Origin of the sequence: Streptosporangium album (assembly GCF_014203795.1) — a bacterium.
Lineage (GTDB): Bacteria > Actinomycetota > Actinomycetes > Streptosporangiales > Streptosporangiaceae > Streptosporangium > Streptosporangium album.
In genome coordinates, this window is record NZ_JACHJU010000008.1 from 53,662 (window position 1) to 68,703 (window position 15,042).

Below are 15,042 nucleotides of genomic sequence, written 5' to 3' on the forward strand. Positions count from 1 at the left end.
AACACCGACTGCGGAGGCCCCTGGAACACCCGGGCATCTCGCGCGCCAGGCAGCGGCTCACCGTCCTGCGGCGTCCGGTCCAAGAAGGTCCGCCGGCTGCGGGACAAGGAGCTGGTCTGACAGCACACCGTCGGCCGCGGCACGGCACTGGTCGAGCGTGACCCCGGCCAGGGACTCCCGTACGGCGGGCACGCTCGTGGCGGACATCGACAGGCTGGTGACGCCGAGCCCGACCAGAACGGGAGCCAGCCGGGGGTCCCCAGCCGCCTCACCGCAGACGCCGACCGGCTTGCCCGCCTCCAGCCCGGCCCGCGCGCACGCGCCGACCAGCCGTAGCAACGCCGGCTGCCAGGGGTCGAGCAAATCGGCCAGCCTGGCATGCTGCCGGTCGGCGGCGAAGGTGTACTGGGACAGGTCATTGGTGCCGATGCTGAGGAAGTCGACGTGTTCGAGCAGCTCGCGCGCCATCAGGGCGGCAGCGGGCACCTCGATCATCACGCCGGCACGCGTCACCCCGCGTTCCCTGGCCCGCGAGGCGAACGCGGCGGCTTCCTGCCAGGTGGTGACCATCGGCGCCATGACCCAGACTTCCGCCGACGGGTGCGCGGCAGCGGCGCGGACGATGGCGTCGAGCTGGGTGTCCAGGACCTGGGGCAGCACCCGGTCCACGCGGAGCCCGCGGATGCCGAGCGCCGGATTCTCCTCCTCGGCCAGGCCCAGGAAGGGAAGCGGCTTGTCGGTGCCCGCGTCGAGGGTGCGGACGACGACCTTGCCGCCGCGCGAGAAGACCGCGGCGTAGGCCGCCTCCTGCTCCTCCAGGCTGGGTGCGGTGCGCCGGTCGAGGAAGAGGAACTCGGTGCGGAAGAGCCCCACGCCCTCCTCGCCGACCGGGTCCGCAGCCGAGCCGATGTTGCTCATCAGCGGCACCGCGTGCCCGTCAGCAGTACGGCCGGGGCCACGGCTGGCGAGCAGTCGTGCCCTGGTGGCCAGGAAGGCGTCGCGGATCTCGGTGACCTCGCCTTCCGTGACGCCCTGCCGTACGGACCCGAGAGAGCCGTCGACGGCGACCAGCTCTCCGTCTGCGAGTACTTCGGCGGTCGGGCAGGCGACGACGGCGGGGATGCCGCGGGCCCTGGCCAGGATGGCGGTGTGGCTGGTCGGTCCGCCGCGCTGGGTGACGATGGCCAGCACGGAGGAGTCCAGCGTGGCGGTGTCGGCGGGTGACAGGTCGTCGGCGACCAGGACGTACGGGTGGCCGGGCTCGGGCAGTCCTGGCATGGGCTGTCCGAGTGCCGCGGCGACGGCCCGGTTGCGCAGGTCCTCCAGGTCGGCGGCCCGTTCTGCGAAGTAGCCGCCGAGTTCGAGCATGGCCTTCTCATGGGCGGAGAAGGCCCGGTCGAGAGCGCGGGCGGCGTCCAGGCCATCGGCGGTCAGCCGCTCGGCCTCCTCCAGCAACTGAGGGTCCTCGACCATCATGATCTGGGCTTCGAGGATCTCCGCGGCTTCGCCGACCGCTCGGCTGCGGAGCTGAAATGCCACTGCAGAAAGCGCCTCCGAGACGTTCAGCACCGAGGAACCGGTGAGTGCGGGAGGCCCGGCCATCCGGGCCACGGGTCCGGCGATCAGGCCGGGGCTCACCCCGATACCGGTCAGCGGCTCACTCATCGTCGAGATCCTTGGACAGCAACTCAGCCAGGATGTCGAGAGCATCGGATGAGTCGGAGCTCAGCGTCACCAGCGTGCCCTGGGTCGCGCCGAGCGACAGCACGCCGAGCATGCTGGTCGCGGGTACGCTCTTGGAGCCGACCCCGATGCGCACCGGCACCCCGAGCCGCTGCGCCTCCTGGACGAAGATCTTCGCGGGGCGGGCGTGCAGGCCGCTGCTGGAAGCCACGGCGACGGTCAGTTCAGGCATGGGAGCTCCCGGGTTCGATGGTGACCTTGATGGCCGCTCCGCGGGCGACCAGGTCGATCGCGTCCAGGACGCGGTCGAGGGGCAGCCGGTGGGTGATGAGGTCCGCGACGGGCACCGCTCCTGAGGAGATCAGCTCCAGCGCGGCGGCGTTGTGCGCAGGGGAGGAACCGTTGGCGCCGACGATGGTCAGCTCGCGGTAGTGCACTAGGTTGGAGTCGATCGAGGCGATCGGGTTGTCCTTGGCCAGACCGCCGAAGAAGCTGATGCGTCCCTGGCGGGCGGCCATACGGACAGCGGACTCCTGGGCGGCGCCCGAGGCCGCCGCGGTGATCACCACGTCGGCGCCGCGTCCACCGGTGAGCTTCAGCACCTGCTCCTCGACGTCGCTGTCGATGGCGGCGTCCGGGTGGACCAGGTCAGAGGCCATGGCGAGCCGGGTCGGGTTGACGTCGACCAGGAAGACCCGCGCCGCGCCGCGTGCCCGCGCCAGGCGTACGTGAAGGCAGCCGATCGGACCTGCGCCCATGACCACCACGTCGTCGCCCTCGCCGACCCTGGCCAGCCCCTGGCCGTTGAGCACGCAGGCCAGGGGCTCGGCCACGGACGCCTCGGCGAAGGAGACGTTGTCGGGGATGCGGTTGACGCCGTTGACGGCCACGACCTTGTCGGGGATCGCCATGTACTCGGCGAAGCCACCGTCGTAGTGGTAGCCCATCGACTCCTGATTCGGGCAGACCGTCATGCGGCCGCGCATGCACTCGGCGCACACGCCACACGGGATCGCGGCGATCACCTGGACCCGCTCGCCGGTGCCCACGACCTCACCGGCGATCTCGTGACCCATCACGCGCGGAGGCCTGATGTGATGGTGCCCGTGCCGGTAGATCTTGTTGTCGGTGCCGCAGGTGGAGCAGTTGACCACCTGGATGACCAGGTCGCCCTCCGGCATCGGGGCATCTTCGATGCGGATGTCCCCAGGGGCATGGAAACGGGCGACCTTCACGACAGCTCCTTCAGAATGGTCTTGACGTCCTGCGCCTCGCGCAGCGTCCTGGCCCGGTCGGGATCGAGCAGGATCTCGGCCAGCTCGGCGAGCAAGGCGACATGCCCGTCGCCGAGGGCGGCGATGCCGACGCAGAGCACGACCCTGTCGCCGTCCCAGTCGACGCCGTCAGGGAAACGCACGACGCAGATCGCGTCACGCCTGATGTGCTCGCGCGAGACGCCGTGCGGGATGGCCACGCCCTCGCCCACGTACGTGGAGATTGAATGCTCGCGATCGAGCATGGCCTGGATGTACGGCTCGGCCACCGCTCCGGTGGCCACCAGGAGACGACCGCACTTCTCGATCGCCTCCTCCCGCGAGGCCGCACTCTCGTTGAGGAGTACGGCACGCGGCTCCAACACCTCACGCACCGACCGTTCCACCCTTCTTGATGGTGTCGACGAGCTTGGTGACGGCGGGATCCCCGAGGAAGATCTGGAAGGAGATGACGACCTTGCCAGGCGCAATGGCACGGGCGCGCTCGGCCAGTCCAGCGTGGGTGACGACCACGTCGGCGTCCGCGGGGATCTCGTTGACGGGGGTGTGAGCCACCTCGACGCCGGTGCCCTTAAGCTGCTTGCGCAGCGTGCTGGCGAGCATGACGCTGCTGCCCATGCCGGCGTCGCAGGCGACAATGAGTTTGTGGATGTCCTTGCTCTCGATGGTGCTCACTTGGCCTCCTCGGGCTGAGGCTCGGGTTCCTCAGCCTTCTCGTTCCTGCCGAATCCGAGCAGCACGGACGCGACGGCGAAGGTCACCGCTGCGGCGATGAGGATGCCGAGCAGCATGCCGAACCAGCCGCCCTTGGGCGTGACGGCGAGGTAGGCGAAGATGCTGCCGGGCGAGGGGGTGGCAACCAGGCCGGAGCCGGTGACCAGGAAGGTCGCGATGCCTGCGGCACCGCCCGCGATCATCGCCAGGATCAGGCGCGGCTTCATCAGGACGTACGGGAAGTAGATCTCGTGGATGCCACCGAAGAAGTGGATGATGATCGCGGCGGGGGTGCTGGGACGCAGGGCGCGCGGGCCGAAGAAGAAGAACGCCAGCAGCAGGCCGAGGCCGGGGCCGGGGTTCGACTCGATCATGAACAGGATCGACTTGGTCTCGGCCGCGGCCTCGGCGACACCGAGCGGGCCGAGCACGCCGTGGTTGATGGCGTTGTTCAGGAACAGCACCTTGGCGGGCTCGACCAGGATCGAGGCCAGCGGCAGCAGGCCGGTCTCGACCAGCCAGGCCACTCCGTCACCGGCGACCCGGGTCAGCGCCGCGACCACCGGGCCGATGCCCAGCAGGCCGGCGACAGCCATGGCGCCCGCCACGATGCCGGCGGTGAAGTTGTCGACCAGCATCTCGAAGCCGGCCTTGGTACGGTCCTGGACGAGGCCGTCGACGAGCTTGATGACGTAGGCGGCGAGCGGGCCGATGATCATCGCGCCGAGGAACATCGGGGTGGTGCCCTCGGGTGTCGTGGCGCCGACCACGACACCCATCGTGGCGACCGCGCCGACGACCGCGCCGCGCTGGCCATGGACCATGCGGCCGCCGGTGTAGCCGATCAGGACGGGCAGCAGGATGCTGATCATCGGGCCGACGAGCTTGGCGAGCGTCTCGTTCGGCAGCCATCCGGTGGGGATGAACAGCGCGGTGACGAGGCCCCAGGCGATGAACGCGCCGATGTTCGGCATGATCATGCCCGCTAAGTAGCCGCCGATGCGCTGGATGGTGGCTTTCACCCCGGTTCCTATAACCGGGGGGGTGTAGGTGTCAACCATGGGTGTGCTCCTCTAGCAAAGGGGGTGGAGAGGATCGGGGGGTCGGATGGTGACGGTGTCGTGGTTGATGTGTTCCGGGCCGGGCATGCGGCTGCCGGGGAGTGCGACCGCTGCCGCGCCCCAGGCCAGGCCAGCGGCCAGGGCCTCGGGTCCGTGTGCGCCGGCCGACAGGAAGCCGGCGAGCAGCGCGTCCCCCGCGCCGACCGAGCTGCGGGGTTCCGCGCGGGCGTTGCCGTACCAAATGCCGTCATGCTGGAGCAGGAGCGCACCGTCGGCACCGAGGCTGGCCAGGACGGTGCGCGCCCCCGAGGCGCGCATCTTCTCGGCCGCTTCGATGACATCGCCCAGGCAGGCCAGGCGCATCCCGGTGACCTCGGCCAGCTCCTCCCGGTTGGGCTTGACCAGGTCGGGGCCGGCTTTCAGGGCGGTCTGCAGCGCCGGGCCGCTGGTGTCGACCGCGACGCGCAGCCCTGAGGCGGCGAACGCGCGGCACATCGACGGGTAGACCTTGGCGGGCATGTCGAGTGGCAGGCTGCCGGACAGGACCACCCAGTCGGCCACGTGCGCGGCGCCCAGGACAGCCTGCGCGACCAGGGCGAGTTCGGAGCCGTCCAGCGGGGTGCCTGGTTCGTTGATCTTGGTGGTGGTGCCGTCGGGCTCGGCGAGGGTGATGTTGGAGCGGGTGCGGCCCTGGATCGAGACCGTGGCCATGTCCAGGCCCTCGGCGGTCAACAGGGCGATGAGCTGCTCGCCTTCGCTTCCCCCGTACGGCACGACGGCGCACGAGGCGATGCCGTTGGCCAGGAGCGCACGGGAGACGTTGACGCCCTTGCCCCCGGGATCCAGCCTGGCGGCGGCGGCCCTGATGAGGGCGCCGCGCTCAAGCTTGCCGATCTCGACGGTCCTGTCGAGGCTCGGGTTGAGGGTGACGGTGAGGATCACGCGCGGATCACCTCGGGTCCGGCGGCGGCCAGCCGAGCGGCCAGCGCGGGGTCGATGCCGGTGTCGGTGACGATGACGTCGATCTGCGCGAGCGTCCCGAATCTGGCCAGGTAGGTGCCAGTGAACTTGGTGTGGTCGGCGAGTAGCACGCTGCGCTCCGACGCCTCGATCATGGCCCGCTTGATGGCCGCCTCCGCCGGGTCGGGCGTGGTCAGCCCGTGCTCGACCGAGCAGCCGTTGGTCGCGATGAACGCGACGTCGGCGTGCAGGTGCCGCAGTGGTTGCAGGGCCAGGTCGTCGACCGAGGCGAGCGTCCTGCCGCGTACCCTGCCGCCGAGCATGATGACCGTCAGGTTCGGCCGCATCGCCAGCGCGGTGGCCAGTGGCGGGGAGTTGACGATCACCGTGAGCTCGCGGTCAGCGGGGAGCACGTGGACCAGGCGGCCGGTGGTGGTGCCGGCATCGATGATCACCGAGCCGTCGTCGGGGAACTCGGCGAGCGCGGCCTTCGCGATGCGTTCCTTCTCGCCGGTCATGACCTCGTCGCGGGCAGCCAGGCCTGGCTCGAAGCCGAGACGTTCGACCGGGATCGCTCCGCCGTGGACGCGGCGCAGGACTCCGGCTCGCTCCAGCACCGTCAGGTCTCGCCTGATGGTCTCTGTGGTCACTTCCAGCTCTTCCGCCAGCCGTACGACGTCGACACGTCCGGCTTCGCGGGCTCGTCGGAGGATCTCCTGCTGCCGTTCCTCGGCGTACATGATGTTTGTTTACCGCCGTTTCGTTTGGTTTACCCTTTGTTTAGACCAGATTTTAGTGGTGGTCAAGGGTATGCGGAAGCCAGGAGCACGTTCTAGGGAAACTGCTAGACCGTCGCCGAGCAGGGGGCGAGGAAGCGGGTGCTGATCCACTGGATGGCCGACCAGGGGCAGCGACACTCGCCGAATCCGCCGTAGACCTGTACGCCTTTCACCGGAAGATTGCACGTGGGTCCTGTCGATAGAAGCTCATGACCTCGCCGTCCCTCGCGCTTCCCTCGTTTACTCCGCAGTCGAGCAGACTCTGAGAGCCTGCCGACAAAGGATTTGGCCGCTGAGGCCGGGGCCAGGGATGCCCTGGTCGAGGCCATCTTCGAGTGATACGCCCGCGAACAGGAGCGGGCTCCTGATAGCTGAGGTGTTGTCTACGCAACTCGGCGGCCAGGAGCCCGTGGTTGGCGGATCACCGGGTGCCTGCTTGCAGTTCGGCCGGGCGGCGGGCGGCGCGCAGCTCGCGCAGGTTGGGGATGTGGTTGTAGAGGGGGTCCAGCCAAGGTGAGCCCAAAAGCCGCAATACAAGATCAACAACGTTGTGGCTCAGGCACGGACCTGTGTGACGTCAGGCCTTGGCGAGGTGGCGGTAGATGGTGGGGCGGGTGACGCCGAACTCGTCGGCGATCCGCTGGACGGTGTAGTCGCCGGAGTCGTACATCTCCCGGGCGAGGCGGACCTGGCGGGGGCCGAGCTTGGGTTTTTGTCCGCCGGTACGGCCCCGGGCGCGGGCGGCCTCCAGCCCGTCCATCGTGCGCTCCGACATCAGGGCGTGCTCGAACTCGGCGATCGCTCCGAGGATCTGGAAGAACATCCGGCCGACGGCGGTGGAGGTGTCGATGCCCTGGTCGAGGACGACGAGGCCGACCCCGCGGGCCTGGAGCTCCTTCGACAGCTCGATGAGGTTTTCCAGGGAGCGGCCGAGCCGGTCGAGTTTGGCGACCACGAGCTGGTCGCCCTCGCGTGCGACGAGGAGGGCCTTGTCGAGCTCGGGCCGGCGGGCGAGCTTCCCGGATGCCTTGTCGGTGAAGACCTGCTCGCAGCCGGCCGCACGCAGGGCGTCCTGCTGAGCTTCCGGATGCTGATCCCGGGTCGATACGCGCGCCACCCCGATTCTCATGATCGAAGTGTAACGCGAAAGGGGTTACGCGTTACATAGGCGCGTACGCGGCATGCGTTACAGAGGCGACCTGCGGGAACGCCATGTTGATCTTTGTGTAAAGCGAACGATCGTTTCCGTACTTGACGGCCCGTGACACGAGTCCGAGGCATGGCCTCGAAGCAGGGACCGAGACCGACGTCGCGCGGCATGACCATCGGGCAAGCCCGGCAGACCGCCGTGACCCGGTATCACACCTACCCGGCGAGAAGAGCGCCGCTTGGAGCTCGATAGCGGTGATGGTCAGGTTGGCAGCTGCGGTTCCCGCCGTTGGAGGGTGAATCGGGAGGCCATGAAGCGCCACATGAAGAACAGGGCGGCGATCGCCGCGGTGAGCCCGCCGACTGGATAGAGGGGAAAGCGGACGACGGTGGCCTCCAGCACGTGGGGAGGGAGACCTTTCTGAGGGATCGCTACCTTGATGTGGCAGATGCACGCCAGCGGCGGGTCGGCCCACTGCGTTGTCACGGTGCGGGTGGAGCCGCGAAGGACGGTGAAGTCGGGAAAGGCGATTTTGCGGCCGTCTGCCTCGGCGACGAGATTGTGATCGGGGCCGAAGAAGTCATGGTGAACGGTGCCGGTGTCTTTCACGACCGCGGTAAGGGTGATCGGGCCGCCGGCGCTGAATCCTGAGGTGCCCAGCTCGGTCAGGGTGACCGAGTCGACCGCGGATCCGGGCACCGTGACAAGCAGGGGCACAGCGACCCCTCGGTTGATCTGCACATGTTCGTGTTGCTCTTGCGAGGGCACCAGGGACAACAGCGCGACGTAGTGCTCTCCGGGTTCGGGCTGGGCAGGCATCGTGAGGCGGACCCTCACCTGCCGAACGGCGCCCGGATCGAGGCGGAAGTGGCGGGGAGTCATGCTCACCCAGTGCGCGGCGGAATACGGCGCGGTGGGCGGGTAGGTCAGCGATCCGTCGGGATGCTGCTCCAACGACGTCGCGGTCACGTCGACATCTGCTGTGATCCGCCCGGTGTTGACGACCTGGAAATGCTGGGTGCTGATGCTCTGGTGGGGGGACATGACCAGCCGTGTGGGGCTGACCTTGAGGGAGAACTCCGGGGCGGCCGGCGTGGGCGGCGGTGGGACCGTCAGTGCCAGGGCGGCGGGATTGGAGGTGGTAAGCAGCCAGGCGGTGCTCACCACCAGGGCAGCGACACGGCAGCACCGAATAGTGACCATTCCTTGTGCACGCACGGGTCAGGTGGCCTACAGCGTCGCGGCGATGTAGTCGAGGGTGGTGCGGTAGGTGTCTGGTTGTACGGCCGGGATGTTGACCATGTAGTCGTTGCTGAGGTTGTCTCCGCCCGGCGCGGACGGCGTGTGCTGGGTGTGGACATTCACCGCGGTGGTGTCAGACATCTGGAAGAACAGTGGTCCGCTGCCGGTCTCCCGCACATAGAGGTTGCCGATGGGAATGGTGTCGGAGTTTCCGGCCGAGCCGGTCAGCGTCGGTGTGGTCGCTTGCACCGTGACCTGGTAGCCGGCGGGGTTGTTCGTCGTCACAGTCATCGTGACCGCGCCGTTCAGGGTCGCAGTGGTGCCGGGGTCGCCTGTCAGGGTGAATGAGCCGGTCAGGTCGGACAGCGTGATAGATCCCGTTACCGAGACATTCGCGGTCGTACTGCCGGTGGAGGTATCAGCACGCGCGGGAACGGGGCCGACCGTGGCAAGCCCGAGGCCGACGACTGCCACGAGAACCCCGAGCAGCGGAGTCCGCCGCGATGACAAGGCCATACGGCCTGAACTGCTGTCCACAGAGAGCCCCCGAAAACGATCTCAGTGTTTGGTGACGATGCCCCGGATGGTTGCGGGGCCTTTGACTGGGGGGTTCCCGGTCGGCCGGGCGACGTTTCCGTTGTAGCAGGCTGGGGCGATCTTGTAACTGCGACATGCCGATCACCGTCACGGTCCTGCGATCGGGGTTTGTGAACCCGTGGCCACGAAGACTCGACAGGGGCACCTCCTTCTGGCGCTCATCGTCTGCGCGTGGTGAAACCACTGCCGCCTGAGGCGCCCTTCAGATCACAGTTGCCATCCGGCCGCAGAGAGCCGGCGACCTGCCGATAGCACCCGGCCGGCATCACGCGGCTTGCTCGGTGTCGGCTTCGTCGAGCTTGGTGAAGTCGACGTCCAGGTGGGGTTCATACGCCTCGGGCTCGGCATCGAGTTCGTGTGTGGCGTACTGGCCGAATCGGTTGATCGACTCCGTCAGGTACGGGGAGACCTGGGCCAGGTCCTCGGGCTCGATGATCCAGCCCTCCGCCTGCAGCTGGCGCACCACCTCGGCGATGTCCAGGGTGTTATGGAAGATCACCGCGTTGGTGAGCAGGGAGTTGAACTTCAGCGTCTTCTCCTGCTCGACGGGGTCGTTGTCGGCGATCACCCCGCGGTTGCCGAAGCGCAGCCATTCGGAAAAGCCGTTGTAGGCCTCGACCTTGTTGGTGGCCGCGGTGACCCGGCGGCGCATCGCCGGATCCGACAGGTAACGCAGTAGCTGCACCGTGCGGATCACCCGGCCCACCTCGCGGAAGGCGGTGTAGTGGGCGTTGCGCTTGGAGCCGGAGCGAAGCCGTCGCAGCAGCAGCGTGGAGGAGATAGCGCCCTCGCGCACCGAGACCGCCACCCGCATCAGGTCCTCGAAGTGGTTTTCGATCAGGTCCCAGTCGATGACGTTGGCGCCCGGCTCGCCGAACAAAGCGTCGATGTGGACATAGCTGCTCTGCTTGCCGGGCCGGTAGAAGTTCAAGTCCTTCCAGTTGCGGATCCGGGGCATCAGCTCAAAGCCCAGCAGATGGGCCAAGCTGAAAACGGGCAGGCTCTGGCCTTGGGTGTCGGCGTGGATGGTGGTGGGCTGCACCTCGGAGGCGTTCTTCAACAACCCCTCGATGATGTAGACCGCCTCCCACACCCCGCACGGGATGAAGTGCGTGAACAGCGCGATGTAGGTGTCGGCGATGTGGTGGTAGGCGATGCCACCGGGCTTGCCGTACCGCACAGAGGTCTCAGCCAGCAGGTTGTTCAGATAGGTGTCCATGTGGGTGCCGTCGGCCGCCACGGTCGTCCCATCCCCCCACGCCCGCGACAGATCAAGTTTGGCGTGCGCGTTGACGATGTCGGTGATGGCCTCGTTCAGCTTGGCGAGGGAAAAGTGCCGGTTGGCCGTCATCGACAGCTCATGGCCACTCACCCCGGCGATGTGACGGGCCGCCTCGTAGGAACCCATATTGGTGCCGTTGACGAAGGTAGTGATGACGTAGCGGCCGAAGGGATCCTTCAGCTTCGGATCGTTGCCGGACGCCGGACCGAAGCGGCGCCACCACTCGATCCAGTACGCGGTCCGGGCCAAAATCCCCAGCAGGGACCGCTCCGGCATCCGGGACCTGATCTCTTGCTCCAGTCTCTTGGCTGAGGGCCGCTGGACATCGGCTTTGCGCCGATTCAAGGCCGGCACGCCCGTCTCGGGGTCGATCAACAGGTCCTCGTTATCGGGGTAGCCCGCGTCGGCCTCCGCGGTGGCGGCGGTGAGCTTGCCGTGCAGCTGCGCACGGAAGGCCGCCGCGTCGAACGGCCGCGCATCTCCTGCCTCGCGCAGGCCGACCTCCACCAAGTAGGCCGGCAGCTTGGCCTGCACCACCTCCCACGACAGCAGCTGGGCGCTCCAGTCGGCATATTCCTCCGAGCCGACCACCGCCACATCGCCCGTCCGCAGCTCATCGGCCAGGCCCGCGAACACCATCGCCTCGAAGTGGCGCCGCACGAACATCCCGGGCCGGGTGCGCTCCCGGATGACCTTCTGCCAGTTCTGGGTGGCGAAGGAGACATCCACCGGACGGCCGTCCTCATCGACGTCCGGGATGAAATCCCGGGCCGTCTTGTGCCGGCGGGCGTGCTCCAGGGCCTCCAGCACCCGGCGGTCGGTGCTGGTCGCGGTCAGCTCCAGCACCGAGGTGAGGTCGAACATCACCGCGCGGTCCTTGCGCAACTGCTCATACAACAACACCTCCCAGTTGTCGCCGTGGTGCGCGGCAACCTTCTCGATCTGCTCGTACTGCTGGGTGAACCCGCCAAAGCCACCCACCGCGTCCTGCACCGCGCCCAAAGCACCCGCCTGCACCCGCAGGCCCCCGGCCAGCGCGAGGAACGCCGGCGACAGACGGCCATCGAAGCGCCGCAGCACCTCATCGGTACCCGCGTGCTCGTCCAGGCCCTCCAACGCCGTAAGCGCCGCCCGCGTCATCCGCGCCGCCCTGAGCTGGGCCGCATGGGCCGGCCCCTGCTCATCGACCTGCCGCAGCAGGGTGGCGTAGTTGCCGATCAACGCCTCCACCAGGCTCTGCTGATGCCTGCGGATCTCCTCCAGCTCATCCCTGGCCCGTTTGACCTTGATGGCGACGCGCTTGCAAAACATCGTGGCCAGCTCGTCTCGGGCCCGCATCCGCGCCTTGTGCGCCAGGCACGCCAGCACCGCCACGCACTTGGGCGGCGCGTAGTCCTTCAGCACCCCGGCATCGGCCGCGGCCGCCTCCCCAGCGAAGTCCGCGACCTTCCCCGTGGCCACCCCCTCCAGCCACACCCCGGTGTCGCCGAGGCTGTCCACCCACTCCAGATGGGCCGTCTGTTTACGGAAATGCGACCAGGTGGCGCGCTTGGCGGACTGCTTGAGCCGGTTGAACAACGTCTTATTGCCAGGCCCCACATCCACCACCTCCAGCAGCCCCAGCAGGCCGGTCCGCTCCTCCTGACTCATCCGGGCGCCGATACCCGCGTAGATCGCATCATTGAGCTAGTTCCATCCTGTCCTCGCAGGTCGGAGGGGGTGGCCTGGCGGTGTTGAGTGTGCTCTCTCCTGGTAGACGGCTGGGATCATGGGTCTCGATCGTCCGCCGGGGGCAAATGTGGATCTTCCGGCTTTCGTCTGCGCTGCCCGGCCTGGGGTCGTTATCGTCCGTGTCCTGGTGATCTCGCCAGGTAATCGTTGTCTTGTCGGCCGGGGGAAGCCATGTCGTCACCGCTGCTGGAGCGCATCACCATGCGCCTGGTCGCGCTGGGCACGCACGCCGATCGGTTGCGCGAGCAACTGGCCGAGACCGAAGACGAGATGGACCGGCTGCGTGTGGCCGAGCAGGTGGTCAAGGAACTCCTCGCCGACGATCCCGCCGAGCAGCTCAACGCACCCGGCGAGCCCGGCGGTGAGCCGACGCCGTTCTACCAGGTGATGCTCACCCCAGCCCAGGCAGCAGAGCAGGCCTCCCAGGGGATAGAGCTGCGCCCCATACCCGTACCCGTACCCGCGTCCGTGCCCGTGCCCGGCGGTTTGCTGATCCCGCACCGTCACCACGCTGCCGGCACTGATGAGCTGCCCGCCGACTACCAGGCGCTACTGGCCGCGGTACGCGCCGCCGACGGCCCCCTCATCTGCAAGGCGATCTGCGCCCAGCTCAGCCTTTCCACCGAATCGGGGCAGGTCGAAGGCGTGCGGGCCAAGCTGAACCGGCTGGCCGAGCGGGGCTGGCTGCGCAAGACCCCCAGCGGCGCGTTCGCCCCCTGACCTCGGGCAGCCCACTGCGCCCACTGCCGCTTCCCGCAGCCCCTGGCCAGGCCCTGCCCGGGTGAAACATCCCGAGCGTGTCCCCGGCGGGGGCCTGGCGGCGTGTGACCACAACCAAAACCACGACATCGACAACGTCGAAGGCTTCGACGTCCGCCGAAGACACGCCCTCGCCTGTCTACTCCTGCATGCTGCCGCTGTCCACCCAAACCCTCACCTTCCTGGCCGACCTGCTGCGCGCTCATCTCAAGACCATCGGCTCGCGCTGGCGGAAACTGCCCGCCGGGAAGATCGCCACCATCGTGCTGGCCGTCTTACGCCATGACCAGCGCCTGGCCGACATGGCCGGCGCCAACAACGTCTCGGCCTCCACCGTGCGACGCTGGATGCTGGAGACCGTCGAACTGCTCGCCGCCCGCGCACCCCGCCTGGACCGCGCCCTGAAGAAGATCGCCAAAGCCGGTGGTGAGGTCGTCCTGCTGGATGGCACCCTGATCCGCACCCGCCGCCGCACCGGAGCCGACAACCGCAGGAACTACTCGGGCAAGCACAAGGCCCACGGGCTGCTCGTGGTGGCGCTCACCGACACCCGCGGCAACCTGCTGTGGGTCTCCGCCGTCCGGCCTGGTCGCGCATCGGAGATCACCACCGCCCGGCACAACCGCCTCACCGCCCGCCTGCGCGAGGCCGGGCTGGGCGCTATCGCCGACCTCGGCTTCGTCGGCCTGGACGACGATGACGACAATCCGGTCATCATCACCGGCCGCAAAGCCACCCGCGGCAGGCCCCTCACCCCCGCGCAAAAGCAGGTCAACCGGCTCATCAGCGCCGAACGCGCCCCCGTCGAGCACGGCTTCGCCACGTTGAAGGCCTGGCGCATCCTCACCAAGCTCCGCCTGGACGCCATCCACGTCACCAAGCTGCTCCGCGCGCTGATGGTCCTGGCCATCACCGAACACACCCGCTGACCGATGATCACCCACCATGATCAGTACCCACCACCAGCCAGAGCATGCCCTCAACGGATCACACCAGGCCCCTGACCAGCAACTTCAAGTTGGAACGATCTCAATCCGGGCTGCCACTCCGACGCCGCCCAGCTTGCGCACCGCCTCGGTCGGCAGCGTCTCCACCTTGACCGTGCCGACATCTGCGCCGGAGTCCACCGCGCCCACCCGGACCGGCAGCTCCCCGGCCTGCACCAGCGCGGATTTCACCTCGACCTCGGCACTGCCCGGCTTGGGCCACACCGGATCCTTTCGTTTCACCACGGGCGCGCTTTCCTCCGCGCCCTTGCCGAGCTTGGGTTTCGGTACGGCACGCCCATCTACCGACGGCTCGGGATCCGATGTGGGAACGGCCGCGGCCGCTGGTTGAACCAGGCGTTCGGGAACCCCCATTCCGGAGATCAAAACCGCCATCACCACCCCGATCACCAGGGCAATTAATCGAAACCGCACGCGCCGAACCCGCATCCCGAACCCTTCTGTAGGCACGCTGACGCAGACCCCTGGCGAGGGGCCGCTTTACGTCAGAGAGCAGATAAAGAGCGAATAAAAGGGCAATCACCGTGGATGTTGATCGAGATGACAAGATCGGCCAACCCGCGGGAAAGTGTCTTACCGGTTACGCGGCGCAAGGATTTGCCGTGATGTCGCACCTTGCGGACCTTGTTAAGCCTGGTCAAGATCGAAGTCGTGAATGCGCGCTAACCGGACGAAATCCCGCAGATCCATGGATGTGACTTACCTCACATCGGAGGCGGAGGGCCTGTTTCACGAAGGCACTGACCAGAAGCGGCGGGCGCTTTCGGGTGAGTTCATCTTTGAACGAGCTGGCGAAAAGGTGG

Annotated in this window: 15 protein-coding genes; 2 read left to right on the top strand and 13 right to left on the bottom strand. The window is 67.9% G+C overall.

Annotation, left to right across the window (positions count from 1 at the left end; all coding sequences use genetic code 11):
• Positions 1-57: 57 nt before the first annotated feature.
• The 12 genes from ptsP to FHR32_RS41770 form a co-directional block, all read right to left on the bottom strand.
• A complete protein-coding gene (gene ptsP, locus FHR32_RS41715) occupies positions 58-1,665 on the bottom strand; it encodes a phosphoenolpyruvate--protein phosphotransferase (protein ID WP_184760109.1) in 1,608 nt (535 codons plus the stop codon).
• Positions 1,658-1,915, bottom strand: a complete 258-nt coding sequence (locus FHR32_RS41720) for an HPr family phosphocarrier protein (protein WP_184760110.1) — start codon at positions 1,913-1,915, stop codon at positions 1,658-1,660. Before FHR32_RS41720 ends, ptsP begins: the two co-directional genes overlap by 8 nt.
• Entirely contained in the window at positions 1,908-2,918 is a 1,011-nt protein-coding gene (locus tag FHR32_RS41725; protein WP_184760111.1) for a zinc-dependent dehydrogenase, read from the bottom strand. Before FHR32_RS41725 ends, FHR32_RS41720 begins: the two co-directional genes overlap by 8 nt.
• Entirely contained in the window at positions 2,915-3,331 is a 417-nt protein-coding gene (locus FHR32_RS41730; protein WP_184760112.1) for a PTS mannitol transporter subunit IIA, read from the bottom strand. Before FHR32_RS41730 ends, FHR32_RS41725 begins: the two co-directional genes overlap by 4 nt.
• Positions 3,324-3,632, bottom strand: a complete 309-nt coding sequence (locus FHR32_RS41735) for a PTS sugar transporter subunit IIBC family protein (protein WP_184760113.1) — start codon at positions 3,630-3,632, stop codon at positions 3,324-3,326. Before FHR32_RS41735 ends, FHR32_RS41730 begins: the two co-directional genes overlap by 8 nt.
• The gene (gene mtlA, locus FHR32_RS41740; RefSeq protein ID WP_184760114.1) at positions 3,629-4,732 is read right to left on the bottom strand and encodes a mannitol-specific PTS transporter subunit IIC; all 1,104 of its coding nucleotides are present in this window, start codon (positions 4,730-4,732) and stop codon (positions 3,629-3,631) included. Before mtlA ends, FHR32_RS41735 begins: the two co-directional genes overlap by 4 nt.
• Positions 4,733-4,744: 12 nt before the next feature.
• Positions 4,745-5,674, bottom strand: coding sequence for a 1-phosphofructokinase (pfkB, locus tag FHR32_RS41745; protein ID WP_184760115.1), 930 nt, complete (start codon positions 5,672-5,674; stop codon positions 4,745-4,747).
• A complete protein-coding gene (locus tag FHR32_RS41750) occupies positions 5,671-6,432 on the bottom strand; it encodes a DeoR/GlpR family DNA-binding transcription regulator (RefSeq protein ID WP_184760116.1) in 762 nt (253 codons plus the stop codon). The genes pfkB and FHR32_RS41750 overlap by 4 nt, the downstream gene beginning before the upstream one ends.
• A gap of 616 nt (positions 6,433-7,048) precedes the next feature.
• On the bottom strand, positions 7,049-7,600 hold the full coding sequence (locus FHR32_RS41755) for a recombinase family protein (RefSeq protein WP_184760117.1): 552 nt from the start codon (positions 7,598-7,600) through the stop codon (positions 7,049-7,051).
• A gap of 282 nt (positions 7,601-7,882) precedes the next feature.
• The gene (locus FHR32_RS41760) at positions 7,883-8,785 is read right to left on the bottom strand and encodes a fimbrial biogenesis chaperone (RefSeq protein ID WP_184760118.1); all 903 of its coding nucleotides are present in this window, start codon (positions 8,783-8,785) and stop codon (positions 7,883-7,885) included.
• Positions 8,786-8,851: 66 nt separating this feature from the next.
• On the bottom strand, positions 8,852-9,337 hold the full coding sequence (locus FHR32_RS41765; protein ID WP_221466941.1) for a hypothetical protein: 486 nt from the start codon (positions 9,335-9,337) through the stop codon (positions 8,852-8,854).
• A 388-nt stretch (positions 9,338-9,725) separates the two neighbouring features.
• Positions 9,726-12,392, bottom strand: a complete 2,667-nt coding sequence (locus tag FHR32_RS41770) for a Tn3 family transposase (RefSeq protein ID WP_184760119.1) — start codon at positions 12,390-12,392, stop codon at positions 9,726-9,728.
• Between the two features lie 252 nt (positions 12,393-12,644).
• Here FHR32_RS41770 and FHR32_RS41775 point away from each other — a divergent pair, with 252 nt between their 5' ends.
• Positions 12,645-13,193 (top strand): hypothetical protein, encoded by a 549-nt coding sequence (locus FHR32_RS41775; protein WP_184753076.1) that lies wholly within the window; start codon positions 12,645-12,647, stop codon positions 13,191-13,193.
• A gap of 188 nt (positions 13,194-13,381) precedes the next feature.
• A complete protein-coding gene (locus FHR32_RS41780; RefSeq protein WP_184753075.1) occupies positions 13,382-14,161 on the top strand; it encodes a transposase family protein in 780 nt (259 codons plus the stop codon).
• A gap of 84 nt (positions 14,162-14,245) precedes the next feature.
• Here FHR32_RS41780 and FHR32_RS41785 read toward each other — a convergent pair whose 3' ends face one another.
• The gene (locus FHR32_RS41785; protein ID WP_184760120.1) at positions 14,246-14,668 is read right to left on the bottom strand and encodes a hypothetical protein; all 423 of its coding nucleotides are present in this window, start codon (positions 14,666-14,668) and stop codon (positions 14,246-14,248) included.
• Between the last annotated feature and the right edge of the window lie 374 nt (positions 14,669-15,042).

What these genes read in the sequence shown, in the direction of transcription:
- ptsP (WP_184760109.1), bottom strand. Translation starts at nt 1,665, where the DNA reads ATGAGTGAGCCGCTGACCGGTATCGGGGTGAGCCCCGGCCTGATCGCC.
- FHR32_RS41720 (WP_184760110.1), bottom strand. Translation starts at nt 1,915, where the DNA reads ATGCCTGAACTGACCGTCGCCGTGGCTTCCAGCAGCGGCCTGCACGCC.
- mtlA (WP_184760114.1), bottom strand. Translation starts at nt 4,732, where the DNA reads ATGGTTGACACCTACACCCCCCCGGTTATAGGAACCGGGGTGAAAGCC.
- FHR32_RS41750 (WP_184760116.1), bottom strand. Translation starts at nt 6,432, where the DNA reads ATGTACGCCGAGGAACGGCAGCAGGAGATCCTCCGACGAGCCCGCGAA.
- FHR32_RS41755 (WP_184760117.1), bottom strand. Translation starts at nt 7,600, where the DNA reads ATGAGAATCGGGGTGGCGCGCGTATCGACCCGGGATCAGCATCCGGAA.
- FHR32_RS41770 (WP_184760119.1), bottom strand. Translation starts at nt 12,392, where the DNA reads ATGAGTCAGGAGGAGCGGACCGGCCTGCTGGGGCTGCTGGAGGTGGTG.
- FHR32_RS41775 (WP_184753076.1), top strand. Translation starts at nt 12,645, where the DNA reads ATGTCGTCACCGCTGCTGGAGCGCATCACCATGCGCCTGGTCGCGCTG.
- FHR32_RS41780 (WP_184753075.1), top strand. Translation starts at nt 13,382, where the DNA reads ATGCTGCCGCTGTCCACCCAAACCCTCACCTTCCTGGCCGACCTGCTG.
- FHR32_RS41785 (WP_184760120.1), bottom strand. Translation starts at nt 14,668, where the DNA reads ATGCGGGTTCGGCGCGTGCGGTTTCGATTAATTGCCCTGGTGATCGGG.